This window comes from Pseudomonas sp. AD21 (assembly GCF_002878485.1).
Classification (GTDB): domain Bacteria; phylum Pseudomonadota; class Gammaproteobacteria; order Pseudomonadales; family Pseudomonadaceae; genus Aquipseudomonas.
This window is the reverse complement of record NZ_NQYG01000049.1, coordinates 17,152-39,128: the sequence shown is the minus strand read 5'-3', so window position 1 is coordinate 39,128 and position 21,977 is coordinate 17,152. Positions and strand designations below refer to the sequence as shown.

General features: G+C 59.2%; 21 protein-coding genes. 14 read left to right on the top strand and 7 right to left on the bottom strand.

Annotated features, from left to right (window positions below):
- Positions 1–77 precede the first annotated feature (77 nt).
- Positions 78–1,637, bottom strand: a complete 1,560-nt coding sequence (gene norR, locus PseAD21_RS22590) for a nitric oxide reductase transcriptional regulator NorR (protein ID WP_102357934.1) — start codon at positions 1,635–1,637, stop codon at positions 78–80.
- Positions 1,638–1,802: 165 nt separating this feature from the next.
- Here norR and hmpA point away from each other — a divergent pair, with 165 nt between their 5' ends.
- The 10 genes from hmpA to PseAD21_RS22535 all read left to right on the top strand — a co-directional run bounded on the left by hmpA (position 1,803) and on the right by PseAD21_RS22535 (position 10,879).
- Positions 1,803–2,984 (top strand): NO-inducible flavohemoprotein, encoded by a 1,182-nt coding sequence (gene hmpA / locus PseAD21_RS22585; RefSeq protein WP_102357933.1) that lies wholly within the window; start codon positions 1,803–1,805, stop codon positions 2,982–2,984.
- A 255-nt stretch (positions 2,985–3,239) separates the two neighbouring features.
- Positions 3,240–3,749 carry a disulfide bond formation protein B gene (locus PseAD21_RS22580; RefSeq protein WP_102357931.1) on the top strand — a complete coding sequence of 170 codons (510 nt, stop codon included), beginning with the start codon at positions 3,240–3,242 and terminating at the stop codon, positions 3,747–3,749.
- Between the two features lie 825 nt (positions 3,750–4,574).
- Positions 4,575–5,516, top strand: a complete 942-nt coding sequence (gene cyoA / locus PseAD21_RS22570) for a ubiquinol oxidase subunit II (RefSeq protein ID WP_025109263.1) — start codon at positions 4,575–4,577, stop codon at positions 5,514–5,516.
- 3 nt (positions 5,517–5,519) lie between these two features.
- A complete protein-coding gene (gene cyoB / locus PseAD21_RS22565) occupies positions 5,520–7,547 on the top strand; it encodes a cytochrome o ubiquinol oxidase subunit I (RefSeq protein ID WP_025109262.1) in 2,028 nt (675 codons plus the stop codon).
- 3 nt (positions 7,548–7,550) lie between these two features.
- Complete coding sequence (cyoC, locus tag PseAD21_RS22560; protein ID WP_003227982.1) at positions 7,551–8,174, top strand: cytochrome o ubiquinol oxidase subunit III; 624 nt, start codon at positions 7,551–7,553, stop codon at positions 8,172–8,174.
- On the top strand, positions 8,174–8,509 hold the full coding sequence (cyoD, locus tag PseAD21_RS22555) for a cytochrome o ubiquinol oxidase subunit IV (protein ID WP_025109261.1): 336 nt from the start codon (positions 8,174–8,176) through the stop codon (positions 8,507–8,509). Before cyoC ends, cyoD begins: the two co-directional genes overlap by 1 nt.
- A 10-nt stretch (positions 8,510–8,519) precedes the next feature.
- A complete protein-coding gene (cyoE, locus tag PseAD21_RS22550; protein WP_003227980.1) occupies positions 8,520–9,407 on the top strand; it encodes a heme o synthase in 888 nt (295 codons plus the stop codon).
- 126 nt (positions 9,408–9,533) lie between these two features.
- Entirely contained in the window at positions 9,534–9,878 is a 345-nt protein-coding gene (locus PseAD21_RS22545) for a toxin (RefSeq protein WP_102357929.1), read from the top strand.
- Entirely contained in the window at positions 9,875–10,189 is a 315-nt protein-coding gene (locus PseAD21_RS22540) for a DNA-binding transcriptional regulator (protein ID WP_025109259.1), read from the top strand. Before PseAD21_RS22545 ends, PseAD21_RS22540 begins: the two co-directional genes overlap by 4 nt.
- A 198-nt stretch (positions 10,190–10,387) precedes the next feature.
- Complete coding sequence (locus PseAD21_RS22535) at positions 10,388–10,879, top strand: RidA family protein (RefSeq protein WP_102357928.1); 492 nt, start codon at positions 10,388–10,390, stop codon at positions 10,877–10,879.
- 69 nt (positions 10,880–10,948) lie between these two features.
- On the opposite strand, the gene PseAD21_RS22530 is transcribed toward PseAD21_RS22535, so the two are convergent.
- The 3 genes from PseAD21_RS22530 to PseAD21_RS22520 all read right to left on the bottom strand — a co-directional run bounded on the left by PseAD21_RS22530 (position 10,949) and on the right by PseAD21_RS22520 (position 13,997).
- Positions 10,949–11,650 (bottom strand): hypothetical protein, encoded by a 702-nt coding sequence (locus PseAD21_RS22530; protein WP_102357926.1) that lies wholly within the window; start codon positions 11,648–11,650, stop codon positions 10,949–10,951.
- A 119-nt stretch (positions 11,651–11,769) separates the two neighbouring features.
- Positions 11,770–13,290: a HAMP domain-containing sensor histidine kinase gene (locus PseAD21_RS22525; protein ID WP_102357925.1), complete on the bottom strand. Its 1,521-nt coding sequence runs from the start codon at positions 13,288–13,290 to the stop codon at positions 11,770–11,772.
- Positions 13,287–13,997: a response regulator transcription factor gene (locus tag PseAD21_RS22520; protein ID WP_102357923.1), complete on the bottom strand. Its 711-nt coding sequence runs from the start codon at positions 13,995–13,997 to the stop codon at positions 13,287–13,289. Before PseAD21_RS22520 ends, PseAD21_RS22525 begins: the two co-directional genes overlap by 4 nt.
- Positions 13,998–14,148: 151 nt before the next feature.
- On the opposite strand from PseAD21_RS22520, the gene msrB reads away from it, so the two are divergent.
- Genes msrB through msrA form a run of 3 tightly spaced genes read left to right on the top strand, consistent with a single transcriptional unit; the run spans position 14,149 to position 17,239 of the window.
- A complete protein-coding gene (msrB, locus tag PseAD21_RS22515) occupies positions 14,149–14,667 on the top strand; it encodes a peptide-methionine (R)-S-oxide reductase MsrB (protein WP_102357939.1) in 519 nt (172 codons plus the stop codon).
- 43 nt (positions 14,668–14,710) lie between these two features.
- Complete coding sequence (locus tag PseAD21_RS22510; RefSeq protein WP_102357922.1) at positions 14,711–16,519, top strand: cytochrome c biogenesis protein DipZ; 1,809 nt, start codon at positions 14,711–14,713, stop codon at positions 16,517–16,519.
- 15 nt (positions 16,520–16,534) lie between these two features.
- Positions 16,535–17,239 (top strand): peptide-methionine (S)-S-oxide reductase MsrA, encoded by a 705-nt coding sequence (msrA, locus tag PseAD21_RS22505; protein WP_102357920.1) that lies wholly within the window; start codon positions 16,535–16,537, stop codon positions 17,237–17,239.
- Positions 17,240–17,249: 10 nt separating this feature from the next.
- Here the strand turns inward: msrA and PseAD21_RS22500 are convergent, their stop codons facing one another.
- The gene (locus PseAD21_RS22500) at positions 17,250–17,654 is read right to left on the bottom strand and encodes a GNAT family N-acetyltransferase (protein WP_102357919.1); all 405 of its coding nucleotides are present in this window, start codon (positions 17,652–17,654) and stop codon (positions 17,250–17,252) included.
- 54 nt (positions 17,655–17,708) lie between these two features.
- Complete coding sequence (locus PseAD21_RS22495; protein WP_102357917.1) at positions 17,709–18,614, bottom strand: LysR family transcriptional regulator; 906 nt, start codon at positions 18,612–18,614, stop codon at positions 17,709–17,711.
- 102 nt (positions 18,615–18,716) lie between these two features.
- Between PseAD21_RS22495 and PseAD21_RS22490 the strand changes: the two genes are divergently transcribed.
- Positions 18,717–19,889 (top strand): aspartate aminotransferase family protein, encoded by a 1,173-nt coding sequence (locus PseAD21_RS22490; RefSeq protein ID WP_102357915.1) that lies wholly within the window; start codon positions 18,717–18,719, stop codon positions 19,887–19,889.
- A 126-nt stretch (positions 19,890–20,015) separates the two neighbouring features.
- On the opposite strand, the gene PseAD21_RS22485 is transcribed toward PseAD21_RS22490, so the two are convergent.
- A complete protein-coding gene (locus PseAD21_RS22485; protein WP_102357914.1) occupies positions 20,016–21,935 on the bottom strand; it encodes an alkaline phosphatase D family protein in 1,920 nt (639 codons plus the stop codon).
- Positions 21,936–21,977 lie beyond the last annotated feature (42 nt).

Here is a 21,977-nt window from a genome sequence, read left to right as displayed (position 1 = left end):
CGTCCACCATGTCTCCGAACATGTGTCCACCATGTCTCCGGTACATACAGGGAGAGGGCTAGGGTGAGGGTGTGCTTCTAGCCCTTCATACCCAACCGCTTGGCCATGCGGCCGAGGTTGGCTCTATCCAGCCCCAGTTCCCGCGCCGCGCTCGCCCAGTTATCCTGATTGCGTTCCAGCGCAGCACTGATCAAGCGGCGCTGATACTCCTCAGTGGCACTGCGCAAATCGCCGCCGATCAACGGTGCCGTCGCTACAACTTCGGCAGTCGGGGCGCTCGAGTTATCCACAACCTCACGGGGCAAATCCAGATCCGCCGCGCTCAGGCTGAGGATTTTCGGCCGCACTTTGCAGTTGCCCAATGCCTTCAGCGCACTGCGGCCGATCAAGTGTTCCAGTTCGCGCACGTTGCCCGGCCAAGTGTAGGCGAGCAGGGCTTCCTGGGCGTCGCTGTTCAGACGCAGGCTGTTGAGGCCCATGCGCGAGCGGTTCTGCTCGAGAAAAAAACCACTGAGCAACAACACGTCACGCCCCCGATCGCGCAGCGCCGGCACCTTTAGCGGGTACACGCTCAAGCGATGATAGAAGTCGGCACGATAGCGCCCGCTGCGCACTTCTTCCGCGAGGTTGCGGTTGGTCGCAGCGATCAGGCGCACATCGACCTGATGCTCCTTGTCCGAGCCCAGCCGCTGCAACTGGCCGCTCTGCAACACGCGCAGCAACTTGGCCTGCACGGTCAGCGACAACTCACCGACTTCATCGAGAAACAGGCTGCCACCATTGGCCAGCTCAAACTTGCCGCGACGGTCGCTGGTGGCGCCGGTGAAGGCGCCGCGCACGTGGCCGAACAATTCGCTTTCGACCAGGGTATCGGGGAGGGCGGCGCAGTTAAGGCTGATGATCGGTTTGTCGGCGCGCAGTGACGCGGCGTGGATTGCTTGCGCCACCAGCTCTTTGCCGACCCCGGTTTCACCGGTGATCAGCACCGTCAGATCGCTGCCGCCGACCAGATTGATTTCTTCCACCAGCTGTTTCAGCGCTTTGCTCTGGCCGATCATTTCGCGGTTCTGCTGGCCGCTGGCCTGACGGTAGACCTCGGCGCGCTGGTGCTCGTCTTCGGCACGCATGGCCAGGCGCTCGATGCGTTCGGCGGCGTTGACCGTGGCTGACGCAAGGCTGGCGAAGGCTTGCAGGGCATCGAGTTCGATCGGTTCGAAGCGCTCGGGATCAAGCGCGTCGAGGGTGATCAAGCCCCAGAGCTTTTCATCGACAAACAGAGGACAGCCGAGGCAGTCGTGGACTTCCAGATGTTCGTCGAGCCCATCGACCAAACCGTCATAAGGATCGGGCAAGTCGCTGTCGGCGGCGAAACGCGTTGGCCCGGCACCGGCCAGTAAAATATCGAAACGCGGGTGCTCGCTGACTTTAAAGCGACGACCGAGGGTGTCAGTGCTCAAGCCATCCACCGCCAGCGGCACCAGCGATTCACCGTCGAGGCGCAACAACGCGGCGGCATCGCACGGCAGCAGTGCGCGCATGGCCTCAAGCAAACGCCGATAGCGCTCGCCCTCGGGCAATTCGCGAGACAGGTCGGAGACTAAAGGCAGCAAAGCAGTCAGCAGGGATTTGGCAGTCATGGTCTTGTAGTCAAAGAGACAAGATGTAGTCGCGATGACTATAAAGCCCTTTGAGTCGATATGACTACGTAATTCTTAAGCTATTGATTTATATATATTAAAAAGTTGGCACGAAAGGTGATTAGCCTAAAGTAACTTTTTTAACAAAGCTCAGGAGTCACTCTTATGCTTAGCGTCCAGGATCGTGCCATCGTCAAATCCACCGTACCCCTGCTGGAAAGCGGCGGTGAGGCGCTGATCACGCACTTCTACCGCATGATGCTCTCTGAATACCCTGAAGTGCGCCCGTTGTTCAACCAGGCGCATCAAGCCAGCGGCGACCAGCCGCGCGCCCTCGCCAACGGGGTATTGATGTACGCCCGCCATATCGATCAGCTCGACCAGTTGGGTGATCTGGTGGCGAAGATCATCAACAAGCACGTGGCCCTGCAGATCCTCCCGGAGCACTACCCGATTGTCGGTACGTGCCTGCTGCGTGCCATCTCCGAAGTACTCGGCGAAGAGATCGCCACTCCCGAAGTGATGAGCGCCTGGGGCGCAGCTTACGGGCAACTGGCGGACATCCTGATCGGCGCCGAAACGGCTATCTATGACCAGAAGGAACACGCAGTCGGTGGCTGGCGCGGCGCGCGTGAATTCATCGTTGCGGCCAAGGTCGAGGAGAGCGCTGAAATCATCTCCTTCTACTTCGAACCTGCGGACAAAGGCCCGATCCTGGCGGCCGAGCCGGGTCAGTACATCGGCATGAAGCTGATCCTCGACGGCGAAGAAGTCCGCCGCAACTATTCGCTGTCGGCGCTGGCCAACAAAGGTCAGTACCGCATCAGCGTCAAGCGTGAACCGGGTGGCCGTGCGTCCAATCACTTGCACGATCAACTGCACGTCGGCGCGAGCATTCAGTTGTTCCCGCCATCGGGCGAGTTCACCTTGACCGCGAGCGACAAGCCGCTGGTGCTGATCAGCGGTGGCGTCGGCATCACCCCGACGCTGGCGATGCTTGAGGCGGCGCTGGAAACCGAGCGTCCGGTGCACTTTATCCACTGCGCGCGCAACGGCAGCGTCCATGCGTTCCGTGACTGGATCGATGGCTTGGCGGCACGTCACCCGCAGCTCAAGCGTTTCTACTGCTACGCCGAAGACGATGGCGTGAGTCCGGCGGCGGACAACGTCGGCATGTTGAGTCAGGAACTGCTCGGCGAATGGCTGCCGGAGCAGCGTGATGTCGACGCCTACTTCCTTGGGCCGAAAGGCTTCATGGGCGCGATCAAACGTCATCTGAAAGCGCTGGGTGTGCCGGAGCAGCAAAGCCGTTACGAGTTCTTTGGGCCGGCTGCTGCTTTGGAATGATCTGAAACCGAGTTGCCCCCTTCGCGAGCAAGCCCGCTCCCACAGTGGACTGATGTTGACCACAGAGTTTGTGTTCAGCTCGGTCAAATGTGGGAGCGGGCTTGCTCGCGAAGGCCGTTATGCGGTCTGAATTTGTGAAACATAATCCAAGGATTAATGAATCCTTAACCGCTTTATCGTTTATTCCCCCGGTGTAGACTTGCGACAACTTTCAGCCGTCGGCCGGCTGAACCATGGACATAAAAGGGAAACGCGATGAGCGAGGAAACAATTCGGTTGGGCCGTGAGCGGCGCTTTCTGGTGCTGTTGGGGATCATCTGTCTGGCGCTGATCGGTGGCGCGCTTTATATGCAAATCGTACTGGGCGAGGCGCCATGCCCGCTGTGCATCCTGCAGCGTTATGCATTGCTGCTGATCGCACTGTTCGCCTTTATAGGCGCGGCCATGCGCACGCGCCGCAGCATCACCGTGTTCGAGGTGCTGGTGGTGATCTGCGCGATCGCCGGCGCCGGTGTTGCCGGCCACCACGTGTACACCCAGTTCTATCCGGCGGTGAGCTGCGGCATCGACGTGTTGCAGCCGATTGTCGATGGCCTGCCGCTGGCGAAAATCTTCCCGCTGGGCTTCCAGGTCGACGGTTTCTGCTCGACACCGTACCCGCCGATCCTCGGTCTGTCGCTGGCGCAATGGGCACTGGTGGCCTTCGTGCTGGTGGTGATCCTGGTGCCTCTGCTGACCTCGCGTAACCGAAAAGCACTGCGCTGAATCAACTCTTCGGCTGATTGGCCGATACAGAAAACGCCCCGATTTGCGGATCAGCCGATCGGGGCGTTTTGCATTTCAGAGCGTTTGTGAAATCACCGTGACGAACGGCAATGGAGAGTGCGACAGGTGTGCGACATGTTGTCACACGCGCCCTGTCGCAGGGCATTTCGGCGACACGGATCGCTGCGTTGTTACAAAAAAGGATTGGTCTGTTTCGGCATTTTTCTGGTTTTGCACACGTGTGCCAGATCAGACAGTTTTAACAAGCTCTGGCAGATGGCCAGAGGCCTTGGAATATCGGGCTTTGAGCCGATTCGGCGTTGGCAAAAAGCTGTCAGAGCTGTTTGAACTGAGGTGGATAGACCTACATTTTTTGGTGTTTTTGTTGAGAATTGATTTCGATACCATGCGGAACTTTTGCAAAAACGGTGATGGATTGTTGCTCTGAGCGATAAAAATTATTTCGGGATAAGACATGGTGTATAGGGCGCTACCTATCTACAATCGCCCGCACTGAATTCCCGGCACTGTTCAGCCTTTATTAAGGAGGCGAGCAGGAAGTCGGGTGTCGAGTGAGTCGAAAGGCTTTCAAGACACCCAGGTGTCGGTGCCTTCCAACTTTCCGCACCAAATGGAATTGGTCTGTAACAAGGCCTTTGACCACGAATTCGAATAAGAACTGACCGCCGTCCCAGGTTTTGTCGAGCGTCTGACGCGCGACGGGCGGCCCTTATTCAATCCAAAGAAAATGCCAACCCTTGGCAGGGTGAAGTGTTGGCGATCAAAACCCAACTGCATTGCGCAAGCTGCTTTAGAGGTCGTGAGATGAGTAAAAACAGGTACCCCAGATTACTAGGCCTAGTGCCGCTGCTCGGCACGTTGTTGCTGGGAGGCTGCAACATGACCCTGCTCAATCCAACGGGCCAGGTCGGCCTGGAACAGCGCAACCTGATCATCACCGCCACGCTGCTGATGCTGTTGGTCGTTGTGCCGGTTATCGTCATGACCTTCCTGTTCGCCTGGAAGTACCGCGCGTCCAACAAGGATGCCGTCTACACCCCGAAATGGTCGCACTCGACCAAAATCGAAGTGGCAGTCTGGACCATCCCGGTCCTGATCATCATTGCCCTGGGTTACATCACCTACATTTCGACCCACAAGCTGGATCCGTATCGTCCGATCGAGTCTGACGTCAAGCCAGTGACCATCGAAGTGGTCGCGCTGGACTGGAAGTGGCTGTTCATCTACCCGGAACAAGGCATTGCCACGGTCAACAAGATCGTGTTCCCGGCGCACACGCCAATCAACTTCAAGATCACCTCCGACGCCGTGATGAACTCGTTCTTCATCCCGGGCCTGGGCGGCCAGATCTACGCGATGGCGGGCATGCAGACCAAACTGCACCTGATCGCTGACCGCAACGCTGAAATGGACGGTATCTCAGCCAACTACAGCGGTGCCGGTTTCACCGGTATGAAATTCAAAGCGATCGCAACTTCTCAGGAAGATTTCGACGCCTGGGTAAGTGAAGTCAAGAAGTCACCTAAACAGCTTGATCAAGCTGAATACGCAGCCCTTGCCAAGCCGAGCCAGAACAACCCAGTCGAGCTCTACTCCTCGGTCACGCCGAACCAGTTCCAGATCATCGTCGACAAGTACGAAGGTATGAAGCCGGGCAAGCCGCTGAAGCACGAGAAGAAAGAGAAAGAAGTGGCGGCCACGGAAGTGGACTCGAGTTCGCATTCAGCTGCCGGTGCAGAGGAGTAAACGATGTTTGGTAAATTAAGTTGGGAAGCGATCCCGTTCCACGAACCGATTGTGATGATTACCATCTCCATGATCGCGCTCGGTGGTCTGGCGTTGTTCGCTGCAATCACCTACTTCAAGAAGTGGACTTACTTGTGGACCGAGTGGTTGACCTCGGTCGACCACAAGAAAATCGGCGTGATGTACATCATCGTCGCCATGGTCATGCTGCTGCGCGGTTTTGCCGACGCCATCATGATGCGTACCCAGTTGGCCATGGCCACCGAGGGTTCGCCTGGCTACCTGCCACCTGAACACTATGACCAGATCTTCACCGCTCACGGTGTGATCATGATCATCTTCATGGCGATGCCATTCTTCACCGGCCTGATGAACCTTGCAGTGCCGCTGCAGATCGGCGCGCGTGACGTTGCGTTCCCGTTCCTGAACTCCCTGAGCTTCTGGCTGCTGGTGTCCGGCGTAGTGCTGATCAACCTGTCCCTGGGCGTCGGCGAATTCGCCAAGACCGGTTGGGTTGCGTATCCACCGCTGTCGGGTCTGCAATACAGCCCTGGCGTGGGCATGGACTACTACATCTGGGCGCTACAGCTATCCGGGTTAGGTACGACGCTGACGGGGGTTAACTTCCTCGCGACCGTGCTGAAAATGCGTACCCCTGGCATGAAACTGATGGACATGCCGATCTTCACCTGGACCTGCACCTGGGCAAACGTTCTGATCGTGGCTTCGTTCCCGATCCTGACCGCTACCCTGGCACTGCTGACCCTTGACCGTTACATGGATTTCCACATTTTCACCAATGAACTTGGTGGCAATCCAATGATGTACGTCAACCTGTTCTGGGCGTGGGGCCACCCTGAGGTTTACATCCTGATCCTGCCGGCATTCGGCATCTTCTCGGAAGTGATCTCGGCATTCACCGGCAAGAAACTGTTCGGCCACCACTCGATGATCTACGCTTCGGGCGCGATCTCGGTACTGGGCTTCATGGTTTGGCTGCACCACTTCTTCACCATGGGTTCGGGTGCGAGCGTCAACGCCTTCTTCGGTCTGGCGACGATGCTGATTTCCATCCCGACGGGTGTGAAGCTATTTAACTGGCTGTTCACCATCTACCAGGGCCGTCTGCGCTTCACCAGCCAGGTTCTGTGGACCCTGGGCTTCATGGTGACTTTCGCCATCGGCGGCATGACCGGCGTACTGCTGGCCATCCCGGGTGCTGACTTCGTTCTGCACAACAGCCTGTTCGTGATCGCGCACTTCCACAACGTGATCATCGGCGGTGCGGTATTCGGCTACATCGCAGGTTTCGGCTTCTACTTCCCGAAAGCGTTCGGCTTCAAGCTGCACGAAGGCTGGGGTAAAGCAGCGTTCTGGTTCTGGATCTCGGGCTTCTTCGTTGCGTTCATGCCGCTCTATGCACTGGGCTTCATGGGCATGACCCGTCGTCTGAATGCCACCACCAACCCTGAGTGGGTACCGTACCTGTACGTTGCCATGTTCGGTGCGGTAATGATCGCTGCCGGTATCGCCTGCCAACTGATCCAGCTGTACGTCAGTGTGCGTGACCGCAAGAAGCCAGAGAACGTTTGCGATCACGGTGACCCGTGGAATGCACACACTCTGGAATGGTCGACCTCGTCGCCACCTCCGTTCTACAACTTCGCTGTGCTGCCTAAGGCTGACTGCATCGACCCGTTCACCGAAGCCAAGGAAAACGGTACCGCGTACCAGACTCCGGCCAAGTACGAGCCGATCCACATGCCGAACAACACCGCTACCGGTGTGGTAATGGGCGCACTGCTGACCGTCTTCGGTTTCGCGATGATCTGGCACATCTGGTGGTTGGCGATCGCCAGCCTGGCCGGCACTGTCATCTACTTCGTGATCCACGCCGCACGTGACGACCAGGGCTATATGGTTCCGGTTGAAACGATCGAGCGCATCGAAGCCGAGCAGCACAAGCGTCTGGTCGCAGCAGGGAAAATCCCGGCTGATGCCACCCGTGTAACCTCGTTGGAACAGGCTTAAACCATGTCGAACTTAGTGACCAATGTTGGACACGCCCATGGTGACCATGGGCACGATGACCATCACCACGACTCGGGCGAGATGACCGTATACGGTTTCTGGCTCTACCTGATGACCGACTGCATTCTGTTTGCGTCGATCTTCGCGGTGTACGCAGTACTGGTAAACAACGTCGCCGGTGGCCCGTCGGGCCACGACATCTTTGAACTGCCATACGTGCTGGGCGAAACCGCTCTGCTGTTGTTCAGTTCGATCACCTACGGCTTCGCCATGCTGGCGTTGTACAAAGGTAAAAAGCAGCAGGTCCTGGGCTGGTTGTTCATGACCTTCCTGCTCGGCGCAGGCTTCATCGCCATGGAGATCAACGAGTTCCACCTGCTGATCTCCGAGGGCTTCGGTCCTAGCCGTTCGGGCTTCCTGTCGGCGTTCTTCACCCTGGTCGGTACCCACGGTCTGCACGTATCCGCAGGTCTGATCTGGATGGGCATCATGATGTACCAGGTCAACAAGCACGGCCTGACGGCGACCAACAAGACCCGTCTGAGCTGCCTGAGCCTGTTCTGGCACTTCCTGGACGTGGTGTGGATCTGCGTATTCACCGTTGTTTACCTGATGGGGACTCTGTAATGGCTAATGCACACTCCCATGACAGCCATGATGCTGGCCACGGCAGCGTAAAGTCGTACGCCATTGGCTTCATCCTGTCGGTGATCCTGACCGTCATCCCGTTCGGCCTGGTGATGTTCCCGACCTTGCCTAAGTCGACCACGCTGGCAATCGTCCTGCTGTTCGCGGTAATTCAGGTGATCGTTCACCTGTACTACTTCCTGCACCTGGACCGCTCCGTGGCGCAGCGTAACAACGTGATCGCGTTTGTCTTTACGGCCATTGTGATCCTGCTGCTGGTTGGCCTGTCGCTGTGGATCATGTTCAGCATCCACACGTACATGATGGCGAAGTGAGGTAGACCCGATGTCGCTCAAGCACTTTATCCAAATCACCAAACCGGGGATCATTTTCGGTAACGTGCTTTCTGTGGCAGGCGGGTTCTTCCTGGCCTCGAAAGGGCATGTAGATCTGGCGGTGTTCCTGGCCGCCATGATCGGCACATCCCTGGTCGTGGCCTCCGGTTGCGTGTTCAACAATTGCATCGACCGCGACATCGACCTGAAGATGGAACGCACCAAGAACCGGGTGCTGGTGCAGGGCTTGATCTCCCTGAAACTGGCCCTGGTCTACGCGACCATCCTTGGTGTTCTCGGCGTTGCCTTGTTGTACAAGGTGGCCAACCCGTTGGCCGCCCTGTTCGCGGTAATCGGCTTCATCATCTACGTCGGCTTCTACAGCCTGTACCTCAAGCGCAAGTCGGTTCACGGCACGCTGGTGGGCAGTCTGTCGGGCGCCATGCCGCCAGTGATCGGTTACGTTGCCGTAACCAACAGCTTCGACATGGCCGCGCTGACCCTGCTGGTGATGTTCAGCCTGTGGCAGATGCCGCATTCCTACGCCATCGCGATCTTCCGCTTCAACGACTACCTGGCCGCATCGATTCCGGTGTTGCCAGTCAAGCGCGGAATCGAAGTGGCCAAGAAGCACATCCTGCTCTACATCCTGGCGTTCCTCGTGGCGACCTTGATGCTGACCTTCAGCGGTTACGCCGGCATGAGCTACCTCGCCGTTGCTGCGGCCATGGGCATGTACTGGTTGTACATGGCCTGGACCGGCTACAAGGCGGTGGATGACACGGTCTGGGCACGCAAGCTGTTCGTGTTCTCGATCTTCACCATCACTGCGTTGAGCGTCATGATGTCCCTGGACTTCAAGGTGCCGGCAGAGCTGCTGCTGACGTACGCGCCGTAAGGCTCAAAGGCTTGACGAAAAACCCCGCACATTGAGAGATGTGCGGGGTTTTTTGTTGATCGGATGTTTATCAAAATTCGAATTTGTTGATAGTCTGGCTATAGGCAATTTGCCTATATTTTGCCAATGCGAACCGTATTTTTTGAAACCACAATATTTACTGCGAGCGTTGGTCGTTATCTGACGGACGATGAGTATCGGGAGTTGCAGAGCTATCTGCAGTGCAATTCAGTGGCGGGCGACGTAATGCCGCGAACGGGTGGCTTCCGAAAATTACGCTGGTCTGATACCCGACGTGGCAAAGGCCGACGAGGCGGCTTGCGGGTTATTTACTATTGGCTTATGAATGATCGTCAGTTTTGGATGTTTGCGATTTATGACAAAGATGAGCTTGAGAATCTGTCCGCCGAGCAAGAGAAGGCGCTCAAAAAAGCCATTGAAATAGAGTTGAAAAAACGAGGTACCCCATGAAAAAGCGCGACCTGTTTGCGGAATTGATGCAGGGCGTTGAAGAGATGGCCGCCCATCGCGAAGGTAAAATTACGTTGCGCAATACGGTCGTCGAGGACAAGCCGGTTCCCGAGGTTGGTGCTAAAGAGATCGTTGCACTGCGTGAAAAATTGCACATGTCACAAGCGGTATTTGCAAAGCGAATCAGGACCAGCCCGAGCACATTGAGAAATTGGGAACAGGAAAAGTCAAAGCCCAATGCTCAGGCGGCACTGCTGATCCGCTTGGTGGAGAAATTCCCTGATATGGTTGAGCGGTTAGGCGCTGTTTAGATTGTTCGTTGATATACATCCTTAAGCCCCGCGATTCTAAAGAGTCGCGGGGCTTGTCGTTCAGGGCGACAGGTTGCGATATTGCCGCAAACCTCCTAGATTTGGATCCAACCTTCAGTGATAGCGCCATGCTATTCCCTCGGCGCTCAACTGTTCTACTCCGCGATACTTCATGCATCGATCAAAAGGCTGGGCGAAATGACTGAGAGGATGACCTGCGACGAGCGTTTTATTGCCCTGGCCCAAGAGCTGAACTACGACATTTATGGCGAGAACACCGCCGGCGGCAATTACGCGCCGCTGATCCGTCATCATGATGAGCTGTACATCAGCGGCATGGTGCCACGGGTCAATGGCAGGATTCTGTATCCCGGTCGGGTAGGGCTGGAGTTGACGCTCAAGGATGCGCAGGCCGCCGCGAGTATCAGTGCGATGCGCTGCTTGGCGCTGATTGTCGATGCGGTGGGTTCGCTGGACAAGATCAAGGCGTTGTTGCGGGTCACCGTTTATGTGAAGTCGACGCCGGACTTCGTTGACCTGAGCGAAGTGGCCAACGGTGCGTCAGATGTATTCAGTCATGTGCTTGGCGATGCCGGTCGGCACACGCGCACCACGGTCGGTGTGTATCAGTTGCCGAAGAATGCGGCGATTGAGGTCGACATGATCGTCGCATTGCATTCGGGTGCATAACCCTCGAAAGCCGGACAACAAAAAGCCCCGCCTGAATCTCAGTGCGGGGCTTTTTTGTCTGCGTCGGGCTTACTGCGCGGTGATGCTGTAGCCATCGAACGCGGTCTGCTGTTGCAGGGCGGTGATGATGTTCTTGCGGTTGATCGCGTGTTCGGTGCCGGCATTGTCGAGGAAGGTTTCGCCTTCCAGCTCCGCTTCTTCGCCTTCACCGACGAAGGTGAAACCGAGGAACTCCAGCGCTGCACGGTCAACGTTCAGACGCGAGCGTGGTGTACGCATTGGCAGGGTCACGCTGCTGCCGTCTTTGCTGATGGTGAAGATTTCGACTTCTTTCTTCTTGGCTGCCTTGCTCTTGCCGCCACTCGGGTTGCTGATCGCCTGATGGGTCTGGTTCAGCACTTTGAGGGCCAGGCCGTAGACGATTTCCTGGAACGCCGGATCGTCCTTGAAGCTGGACAGGATGCGGCCGATCGAGAACTTGCTGCTGAGGTCTTCCAGCGCGGCAATGTCGGCAGCTTCGGCGTCTTTCAGCGCCTTGAGTTCGCCCATCAGCTCGTAGGCCTTGTCGTCATCGAAGCGGTCGTGAGCTTGACGGATCGCCGCGCGCAGCTCGCGGATCTGGTCGCTTTCGCGGGTCGACTGGAAGGCGTCCAGCACCATCTCGCTGATGATTTTGGCTTGTGGAAGGTGTTGTGAAAGATTGATGGAGTTTTCGTATTCCGCTTTGGACGATTCGGTGACTACGGATTCAGCGGTGTTGAAATCGGACATTGAAATTTCACTACTTTTTTAACTTGAGTTGAGATGAGAAAGCGCGAGGTCTTTTTCAGGCCGGTTAATTTAGGGGAGCGCGGCGGTGTTGTCACGGAGCAACAGGCCGACGGTGCCGATTATTTGCCCTGCGCGTTCGAATTCATCGAGCGCATCATCCACTGTTCGGCGGTTTGCGGATTGGTCGGCAGCGAGAAGCGAAAAGTCGCGCCGCGCCCCGGAACATCCAGCAACTGAATCTCGCGCCCGTGCAATTGCAGGATGCGGTGCACGATGCGCAGTCCCAGGCCACCGTCGCGCCGCGCCCCGCCGATATTGAACGGCCGCAGGAACAGGCCTTCGCGCAACTCGGGGGCGATGCCGGGGCCGGTGTCGCTGACCGTCACTTCAACCAATGCACCATGCGGCTTCAAATCCAGCTCGATCTCGCCGCCCTGAGGCGTATGGCGTAAGGCGTTATCCACCAGGTTGGTCAGCACCCGCTCGATCAGCCCGAGGTCGGCGCAGACCGGCGGCAGGTTCGGCACGAAGCTGGCCTTGAGTTCGACGTGGCGTGCTTCGGCGGCCAGTTCGAATTTCTGGAAGATGTCCTGTAGCAGATCGATCAGAGAGAAACGCTCCAGCACCGGCTGCACAAAACCGTGTTCCAGGCGCACCAGCTCCAGCAACGATTGCGCCAACCCACCGACCTTGCGGCTTTGATCCAGGGCGATACCCAGATAGCGCCGGCGTTCTTCAGCGGTGAGCGTGGCGTCCTTGAGCGACAGGGTTTCCAGATAACCGTGCAGCGAAGCCAGCGGCGTGCGCAGGTCATGGGAGATGTTCGCCACCAGCTCGCGGCGTTCCTGATCCTGGCGGGTCAGCGAGCGCCATTGTTCACCGAGGCGGTTTTGCATCTGCCGGAAGGCGGCGCCGAGCACGGCGATTTCATCCGGGTCAGCACTTTTATCCACAGCGGGGGACGGGGCGGGCAGCGGTTGCGGTGCGCCGTCGATGTCGAAATGGCTGACGGTGTCGGTCAGCCGGCGTAAGGGCCGGGTGATCAGATTGAACGCTGTGAGACCGGCGATCAGGCACAGCAGCGCGACCAGCCCGATCGACAGCAATGCCGTGTTGAGCGCGGCGCTGGTGGCACCACGTTCGGCGTAACGGTCGTGCTCCTCACTGAGCAGCACCACGTACAGATAGCCGGCCGGTTTGCCATTGACCTTCAATGGCGCGGCGCTGAATACCTTGCGGCCGTCGATGCTGCGCGGGTCATCGCCGAGGATTGGCAGCGGCTGATCGGCGAGCAGTCGTTGAATCGGTGCAAGGTCGACTTTCTCTCGGCGCAATCGACCTTCAGGCGCCGCATTGCCGGCAATCCGCCCTTCGGTGTCGAGCAGATACACCTCGACGCTCGGGTTGACCAGCATCAGCTTGCTGAACAACTCGCGCACGGCACCGGGCATCAGGCCATTGCTGTCCATCAGCACCGTGTCATGAGCGATGTGCTGCGCCAGATCCCGCGACAGACCTTGCACCACTTCCAGTTCATGCATCTTGCTGGAGCGCACCTGCAGCCATGCCGAGGTGCCGCAGCACACCAGCAGCAACACGGCGAACACCAGCGACAGGCGCTGCGACAGGGTCAGTTTCATGGTTGTTCCGTGCCGAATTTATAGCCACGGCCCCACACGGTGAGGATGCGGGTCGGTTGCGCCGGATCGCTTTCGATTTTCGCTCGCAGACGATTGATGTGGGTGTTCACCGTGTGCTCGTAACCTTCATGGCTGTAGCCCCACACCGCATTGAGCAGGTCCATGCGCGAGAACACTTTGCCCGGCTGCCGGGCGAAGAAATACAGCAGGTCGAATTCTCTCGGGGTGAGGTCCAGGCGGGCGCCATTGAGGGCGACGTCGCGGGTGATCGGGTCAATGTTCAGCCCATCGAGGCTCAGGCTGCCGGCGTCCATTTTCAGGTTGCGTGCCATGGCATCGACCCGGCGCAGCAGGGCTTTGACCCGGGCCACCAGTTCCAGCATCGAAAACGGTTTGGCCAGGTAGTCGTCGGCGCCCAGCTCCAGACCCAGAATACGGTGCAGTTCGCTGGAGCGCGCACTGGTGATGATGATCGGTGTATAGCGCGCCATCGCCCGGGCGCGGCGACAGATTTCCAGGCCGTCGACTCCCGGCAACATCAGGTCGAGGATCAGCGCATCCCATTGCCCCTGTTGCAACAGGCGCATGCCTTCGTCGCCATCGGCGCTGTGCACGACGTCGTAATGCTCATCGCGCAGGTGCAGGCAGATCAGGTCGGCGATGTGTTGGTCATCCTCGACCACGAGGATGCGTCTGATCGGTTCCATCAAGCTCAATCCTTAGGCGCAGTGAGCGCATTGTGCGGCTTTTCCTCGGGGCGAGTTATCACGAATTCGTTAACTTCCCGTGAGGATTTGGCGATCAACCCAAGCCTAGGCTGTGTTCCATGACAGGCACCTGGAATTTTTGGAGATGGCCATGTTTTCACGGCGACAGATTCTCGTAGCGAGTGGCGGGCTGGGGGTTGCAGCCCTGGTGGCGGGTGTATTGCCAAAATTGTCCCCGGGCACCGCGCTGATTGATCAGGCCCATGCCGATGCGGTGTTTGAGGTCACCCACGGCGACAGCGAATGGCACGCACTGCTTTCTGACGAGCAGTACGCAATCCTGCGTGAAGAAGGCACTGAGCGGGCCTATACCAGCCCGCTCAACGATGAGCATCGCGGTGGCACTTTCGCCTGCGCGGGCTGTGAGCTGGCGCTGTTTTCGTCGGCGACCAAGTTCGACAGCCGCACGGGCTGGCCGAGTTTCTGGGCGCCGCTGGAGCACGCAGTGGCCACGCGTCAGGACCGTTCCTTCGGCATGTCGCGCAATGAAGTCCACTGCCGGCGCTGCGGCGGGCACCTGGGACATGTCTTCGACGACGGTCCGAAGCCCACCGGCCTGCGCTATTGCATGAATGGCCTGGCGATGACGTTCAAACCCGTGGCGGCATGAGCCATGGCCCGTATTCGATTTTCACTTTCTACAGGACGACACCATGTGGCTCTTGGTTCTCGCTTATCTGGGCGGTGTGCTGACGATCGTCAGTCCGTGCATCCTGCCTGTTCTGCCTTTTGTCTTCGCTCGCACCGGGCAGCCGTTTATCAAGAGTGGCTTGCCGCTATTGGCCGGGATGGTGCTGACCTTCGCCCTCGTCGCCACGCTGGCGGCAGTGGGCGGCGGTTGGGTGGTGCAAGTCAATCAGTACGGTCGCTGGCTCGCGTTGCTGTTCGTTGCACTGTTCGGGCTGACGCTGCTGCTGCCGCGCCTCGCCGAGCGCCTGACCCGGCCGCTGGTGTCGGCCGGCAGCCGCTTGTCCGAGGCCGCCGGGCAGGACAACCGACCGCGTCCCGGCGCGTCGTTTCTGATCGGCGTCGCCACGGGATTGCTCTGGGCACCGTGCGCCGGGCCCATTCTCGGCTTGATTCTGACCGGGGCCGCGTTGCAAGGGGCAAGCATCGCCACCACGCTGTTGTTGCTCGCCTACGCGGCGGGCGCCGCGACTTCACTGGCGGCAGCGTTGTTGCTGGGCGGTAAGGTGTTTGCGCTGATGAAGCGCTCGATCGGCACCGGTGAATGGATCCGGCGCGGGCTGGGCGCGGCAATGCTCGTAGGTGTTGCAGCCATTGCACTGGGTCTGGATACCGGTCTGCTGGCACGGCTGTCGACCGCGTCCACTGGCGGAATTGAACAAGCGCTGGTCGGCAAGCTCTCTGGCAAATCTGCCGCGGGCAACGGCACGATGATGGCGCAGATTCCTGCAGCGGATGACACGGCAAACGGCAGCATGAAGGCCACGGGCAGCGCGATGAAAATCGCTGACAAGGCGCCGGGAACACTGCCGGTCGAAGGCCAGTTGCCGCCGCTCAATGGCGCCGTGCAATGGCTCAACTCGCCACCGCTGGACGCCCAGGCACTCAAAGGCAAAGTGGTGCTGGTGGATTTCTGGACCTACTCCTGCATCAACTGCCTGCGCACGCTGCCGTATGTCAAAGCCTGGGCCGAAAAGTACCGCGATCAAGGCCTGGTGGTGATCGGCGTGCACGCGCCGGAATTCGCCTTCGAACGTGACGTGGGCAACGTCACTAAAGCCATGAAAGAGTTGGGTATCAATTACCCGGTGGCGATCGATAACGACTACAGGATCTGGCGCGCCTTCAACAACGAATACTGGCCAGCGCATTACTTTGCCGACGCCCAGGGGCGCATTCGCTACCACCATTTTGGCGAAGGCGACTACGCCGAATCGGAGCGGGTCATCCAGCAGTTGCTGCGTGAGGCCGGGGCGAAAACCGTGGCCGACGGCTTGATCAACGCCGACGCCCAAGGGGTGCAACAGGCGCCAGACATGAATCAGGTGCTGTCGCCGGAAACCTATGTCGGCTACCAGCGGGCGGAACATTTCGTACCGGAAACCAGCCTGGTGCCTGACAAGGTCGCGACCTATAACCCACCCGCCAACCTGACCCTGAATGACTGGAGCCTCGGCGGCCAATGGGCCGTCGGTGCCGAGCGCGCTACCGCCAGCGCGCCGGCCAGTCGTATCGTCTACCGCTTCCACGCCCGTGATCTGCACCTGGTGCTGGGGCCGGGCGTGGACGGTAAACCGGTGCGCTTCAAAGTGTCGATTGACGGTCAGGCGCCGGGTGACGCGCACGGCGTCGATGTCGCCCCGGATGGCAGCGGTCGCGTGACCGAACAGCGCTTGTATCAGCTAGTGCGGCAACCCGATGCGGTGAAGGATCGAACCTTCAGCATCGAATTTCTTGACCCGGGCGTATCGGCCTACGCCTTCACCTTCGGCTGATCAGGAGTGCGCAACATGAAAAATCAAAACAACTGGCGGCGTGGATTATTGGCTGTCGCGCTGGCCGGTGTGATCGGCCAGTGCTCGGCGTTCTCTTTCGGGGCCGAGGACGCGGTGATCATTCCGCCGCCGGCCCTCGACGAAACCACACAGGCGCACAGTGAAACTGCAGTGTTCGCCGGTGGTTGTTTCTGGGGCGTACAAGGGGTTTTTCAACACGTAAAAGGTGTGCAGAAAGCCGTCTCCGGTTACGCCGGCGGTGCCGCGAACACCGCGCAATACGAGCGGGTCAGCGAAGGCGACACCGGCCATGCCGAGTCGGTGCAGGTTACCTTCGACCCGACGCAAGTCAGCTACGGCAGCCTGCTGCAGATCTACTTCTCGGTGGCCCACAACCCGACCGAACTCAACCGCCAGGGCCCCGACAGCGGCACGCAATACCGCTCGGCACTGTTCCCGGTCAACGCCGACCAGCAACGCGTGGCGCAGGCCTACATCACCCAGCTCGATGCGGCGCATGCCTACAGCAAACCGATCGTCACCAAACTGGAAAGCTACAACGGATTTTACCCGGCGGAAGACTATCACCAGGACTTCCTGACCGAGCATCCGAGCTATCCGTACATCGTGATCAACGACATGCCGAAGGTCGCGCAGTTGAAGCAGTTGTTTGCGCAGCGCTATCAGGAGAAACCGGTGTTGGTGAAAAGCGGGGGGTGATCCAGGCGCGTTACTTGAGCCTTGGTCGTTCCATGGCAATCACCGATGTTTCAAACCCCAAACTGGCAAAGAACGCCTGCGCGCCTTCACGACCTGCGCGCAGCACCCAGGTGATGTCGGAGTTGTCGCCCATGACATGCTCGACCAGCGCACGGCCAACGCCTGCGCGCCGATGCTGGTCATCGACCACGACCATCGACAGATAACCGTTGGACAAACCGTCGGTGATGCCTCGGGCGAAACCGATGATCTGCTCGTCGCTCAGCGCGACGGCAGTACGTTGCGAGTTTTCGATGAGTTGGGCGAAGTGGTCGCTGGAGCCTGTTCGATGGCCCCAGCCGTGTTGCCCAAGAAACTGCCGCACTGACTCCACTTCATCGGGCAACAGATTGCGTACGGTGAGGTTGTTTTTCATCAGATGGCGGCGTCCTTGTCGGCGATCATGGGAGCTTAGTCGAAAGCCTCCGGATCAGGATCTGCCCCACGTCTGCATCGCAAACTCGACGAAGCGCCGCAGCTTTGGCAAGCGATAACGATCCGGGGCGTAAAGCAGATGCAACGGGCGGCTCGGGGGCTGGTAATCGGGGATCACCGTCACCAGTTTGCCATCGCGCAGGTCTTGTTCCACCAGCGCATCGGGCAGCATCACGATGCCCATGCCGGTGCGTGCCGCCTGATGCAGGCCAGCGGAGGTGTTCATCAGCATTGGCCCGCTGACATCCACCAGAATCTCACCGTCCGGGCCGCTGAGGCGCCAGCGTTTTTCCACCGATTGCCAGTCATCGCCGGCAGGGTAGGCGAACGACAGGCAATCGTGTTGTTGCAGGTCTTGCGGGGTGATCGGCATGCCGCGTCGGGCGACGTAGGCCGGGGAGGCGCACACGGTCAGGGTGTAATCGATCAGCGGCCGGGCGATCAGGTTCGACTGCTCGAAATGCCCTAGCCGAAACGCCACGTCGAGACCACTTTCCAGCAGATCCGGGCGGCGGTTGGTCAGCACCACATCCATTTTTACCTGCGGGTATTGCAGGGAAAACTCGCTGAGCGCCGGTGCCAGACGTTCGACACCAAAGGTCAGCGGCGCGGTGATGCGCAGCAGCCCGCGAGGCTCGTCGAGGGCCTGTTCGGCCAAGCGCTCGGAGTCGGCCACGAGTCCCAATACATCCAGACAGCGCTGATAGTAAACACTGCCGAACTCGGTCAGCCGCTGCCGGCGAGTGGTGCGCTGCAGCAGCTGCACACCGAGCCGTTGCTCCAGCGCGCGCAGATGATTGCCAACCATGGTCGTGGACATTTCGCACTGCAACGCGGCCGCCGTCATGCTCCCGGCTTCCACGACCTTCACGTACACGCTCATCGCCTGCAACAGGTCCATTGTCAATCTCTGCTTTTAAATGATTGAAGTTTTTCCGAGTTTATCCAGTTCTGGTGGCTAACCATACTGCAAACACACCGACCTTCACTGGAGTTTGAAGTCATGACCGCCGCCCTGATGAACACCTACCAACCGCTGGCCCTGAGTTTCACCAGAGGCCTGGGCACTCGCCTGTGGGATCAGGCCGGTCGTGAGTACCTGGATGCCGTCGCGGGCGTCGCGGTGACCAATGTCGGGCACTCACATCCGCGTATCGTCGCCGCCATCAGCGAACAGGCCGGAATGTTGCTGCACACCTCCAACCTGTACAGCATCGACTGGCAGCAACAGCTGGCGCAGAAACTCACGCAGTTGTCGGGAATGGAGCGGGCGTTCTTCAACAACTCCGGCGCCGAGGCCAACGAAACCGCGCTGAAGCTGGCGCGTTTGTACGGCTGGAGCAAAGGCATCGAACAGCCGCTGGTGGTGGTCATGGCCAACGCGTTTCATGGCCGCACGCTGGGGACGTTGTCGGCCAGTGATGGCCCTGCGGTACGGCTGGGGTTCAATGATCTGCCGGGGGATTTTGTCAAAGTGCCCTTCGGTGATCTGACGGCGCTGGATCAGCTGCAGCAAAAGCATGGCGAGCGCATCGTGGCGATTCTGGTCGAGCCGATTCAAGGCGAAAGCGGCGTGCGACTGGCGCCGCCCGGCTACCTCAAAGCCTTGCGCGAACTGTGCAATCGGCACGCCTGGCTGCTGATGCTCGACGAAATCCAGACCGGCATTGGCCGCACCGGCCAGTGGTTTGCGTTCCAGCACGAAGGCATCGTTCCGGACGTCATGACCCTGGCCAAAGGCCTCGGCAACGGCGTACCGATTGGCGCTTGCCTGGCGCGGGGCAGGGCGGCCAATCTGTTTACCCCCGGCAGTCATGGCAGTACGTTCGGCGGTAATCCGCTGGCCTGCCGGGTCGGCTGCACGGTGCTGGAAATCATCGAGGAACAGGGGTTGCTGGAGAACGTCCGGGTGCAGGGCGAACGCCTGTTGACCCGCCTGCGCGCCGAGCTGGCGGACAATCCTGACGTGTTGGCGATTCGTGGGCAGGGCTTGATGATCGGCATCGAGTTGAAGCAACCGATCCGTGATCTGACGTTGATTGCAGCGCGAGATCATGGGTTGCTGATCAATGTGACGCGCGGCAAGACGATACGGCTGCTGCCGCCGCTGACGATTGATGAGCGGGAGGTGGAGATGATTGTCAGAGGTGTGGCTCGCGCCTTGGCCGCGCACTGACAAGCTACCGATACGCCCCTGCGGGAGCGGGCTTGCTCGCCAATGCAATTGATCATTCAACAACAATGTCGACTGACAAGATGCTTTCGCGAGCAAGCCCGCTCCCACACTCAAAAAGGCGTCGTGTCAGTCCGGATAATCCGCCAACTCAGGCGCCAGCATCCGCGTCTTCACCGCCCCGTTCGAATTGTGCTGAATGATCTCGCTCGGCTGCCCGTGCTCATTGAAAAACACCTGACCAATCCCCGCTGAATTCCACAGCCGCTCACCCGCTTCGGCATGTTCCGGGGTGTACGGCACGATGCGCATGCGCCGGCGTTTGGTGAGCCAGTTGAGTGGCGAGCGCGGCGAGTAGAGCCAGCGGTTGAGGCGGTCGAACCATTCCAGCAGGGTTTTCGGAAACTCGTTCTTGATCCCGCTGCTGGTGATCTGCCAGATCCGTGGCCCCGCCTTGCGGTGTCGGATCAGCACTTCGTAGACGAAGGAATAATGCACATCGCCGGACAGCACCACGTAGTTCCCGGGTGTGCGGGTGTGTCGGAAAATGTTCAGGATCACCTGCGCGGCGCCGCGATGGGCCATCCAGTTTTCCGCGTCGACCAGCAGCGGATAACCGCACCAGCTGAAAACCTTCTGCACGGTTTCGATCAGCTTCACGCCGAAGATCGGCGCCGGAGAAACGATGATCGCCGACGGGTGATCGAGCAGTTCCTGTTGCAGTTCGCTCAACGCCTCCCAATCGAGAAGCCCCGACGGTTGCTTGAGCGCCATCTCGCTGCGCCAGCGCCGGGTGCGGGTGTCCAGCACCACCAGCGCAGGGCTGCTTGGCAACACAAAATGCCAATGCTGAAAGCGCAGCAAGTCATCGATCAGAGCGTCCTGTACCGGGCTGTCGAGATAGCGATCATCGCCGCTGGCGCTCAGGCGTCGGGTGTTCTCCAGCACATCCTTGAACGCATCCGGATTGTTGCCCCAGCCCTGGCACAGCATGTAAGCGATCAAGGCGTTGCCGATAATGCGTTTGGAGAACGGATGCCCATAGGCGGTTTCCTCCCACTGCGCGGAAAGATTCCAGTCATCGGTGATGTCGTGATCGTCGAAAATCATCAGGCTCGGCAGGTGCGCCAACGCCCGGGCGACATTGCCCAAACCGGCCTTGAAACCATCGATGCGGGTTTGTTCGACGGTGTAGCGCTTCAAGCGTTCAGGCGTCAGCGATGGCGCTGTCGGACTGATCAACGTCCACGCAACCGGCGACCAGACCAACAAATACATCGCCATGACTTCGGCGAAGGTCACCAGGTGATTGTCGGCGCTGCTGCTGGTGAAAATCGGCTTGCGCGCGCCGCCGAAAAATCGCTCGCGTAATGTCTCGTTGCTCTCCAGCGCCGGTAATAAATCCGCGCGATGGTAGTAGCTGGCGGGGTGTTCGTAGAGTTTTGCGCTGTCGCTGACCACGGCACCGTCGAGGTGTTCGTCGAACAGGCCAAGGCGTTCGATCAAACTATGAATGGCTCGCAGCATCGGCCCGGCGACGTCATCGGCGTAGATCTGGTCGCCGCTCATCATCAGCAGTGCCGGGCGTTGCTGCGGATCGGCTTCTACCGCCAGCAACTGATCGACACAGAGCAAGCCATCCGCTGCCGGATGATGGGGCTTGCGGCAGGAACCGTGGAGCAATTGATCGATTCGCGAGCGCACGACAAGGTTGGGACTGGGGGCATCGCCATACAACAGATGTGGCGCCCAGTCGGCGATCTGCTGCTGGCCATCGATCAGCAAGTCGTAGCTTACAACGGTGTCGCAGGGCAGGGCGCTGTCGAGGGCCACGTCGATCAGATGGATGAACGCTTGGCTGCCTACAGGAATGACCGAGCATTTCCCGGCATCGAGAGGGATGTCTCCTACGCCTTGCAGGCGCAAGGTCAGCGACAGTTGACGCGTACCGACCAGCCACAGCACCACTCGCGTTGGTTCCAGTCGGCGCAGCAGCGGGCCGGCCAAAACGGGAGGCAGCGGGTTCAGGTCAGCAGGTATCGGGGACATTCAGGGGCAAAGCTCAAGGCGCACAGGCTGGCGATGATAGCG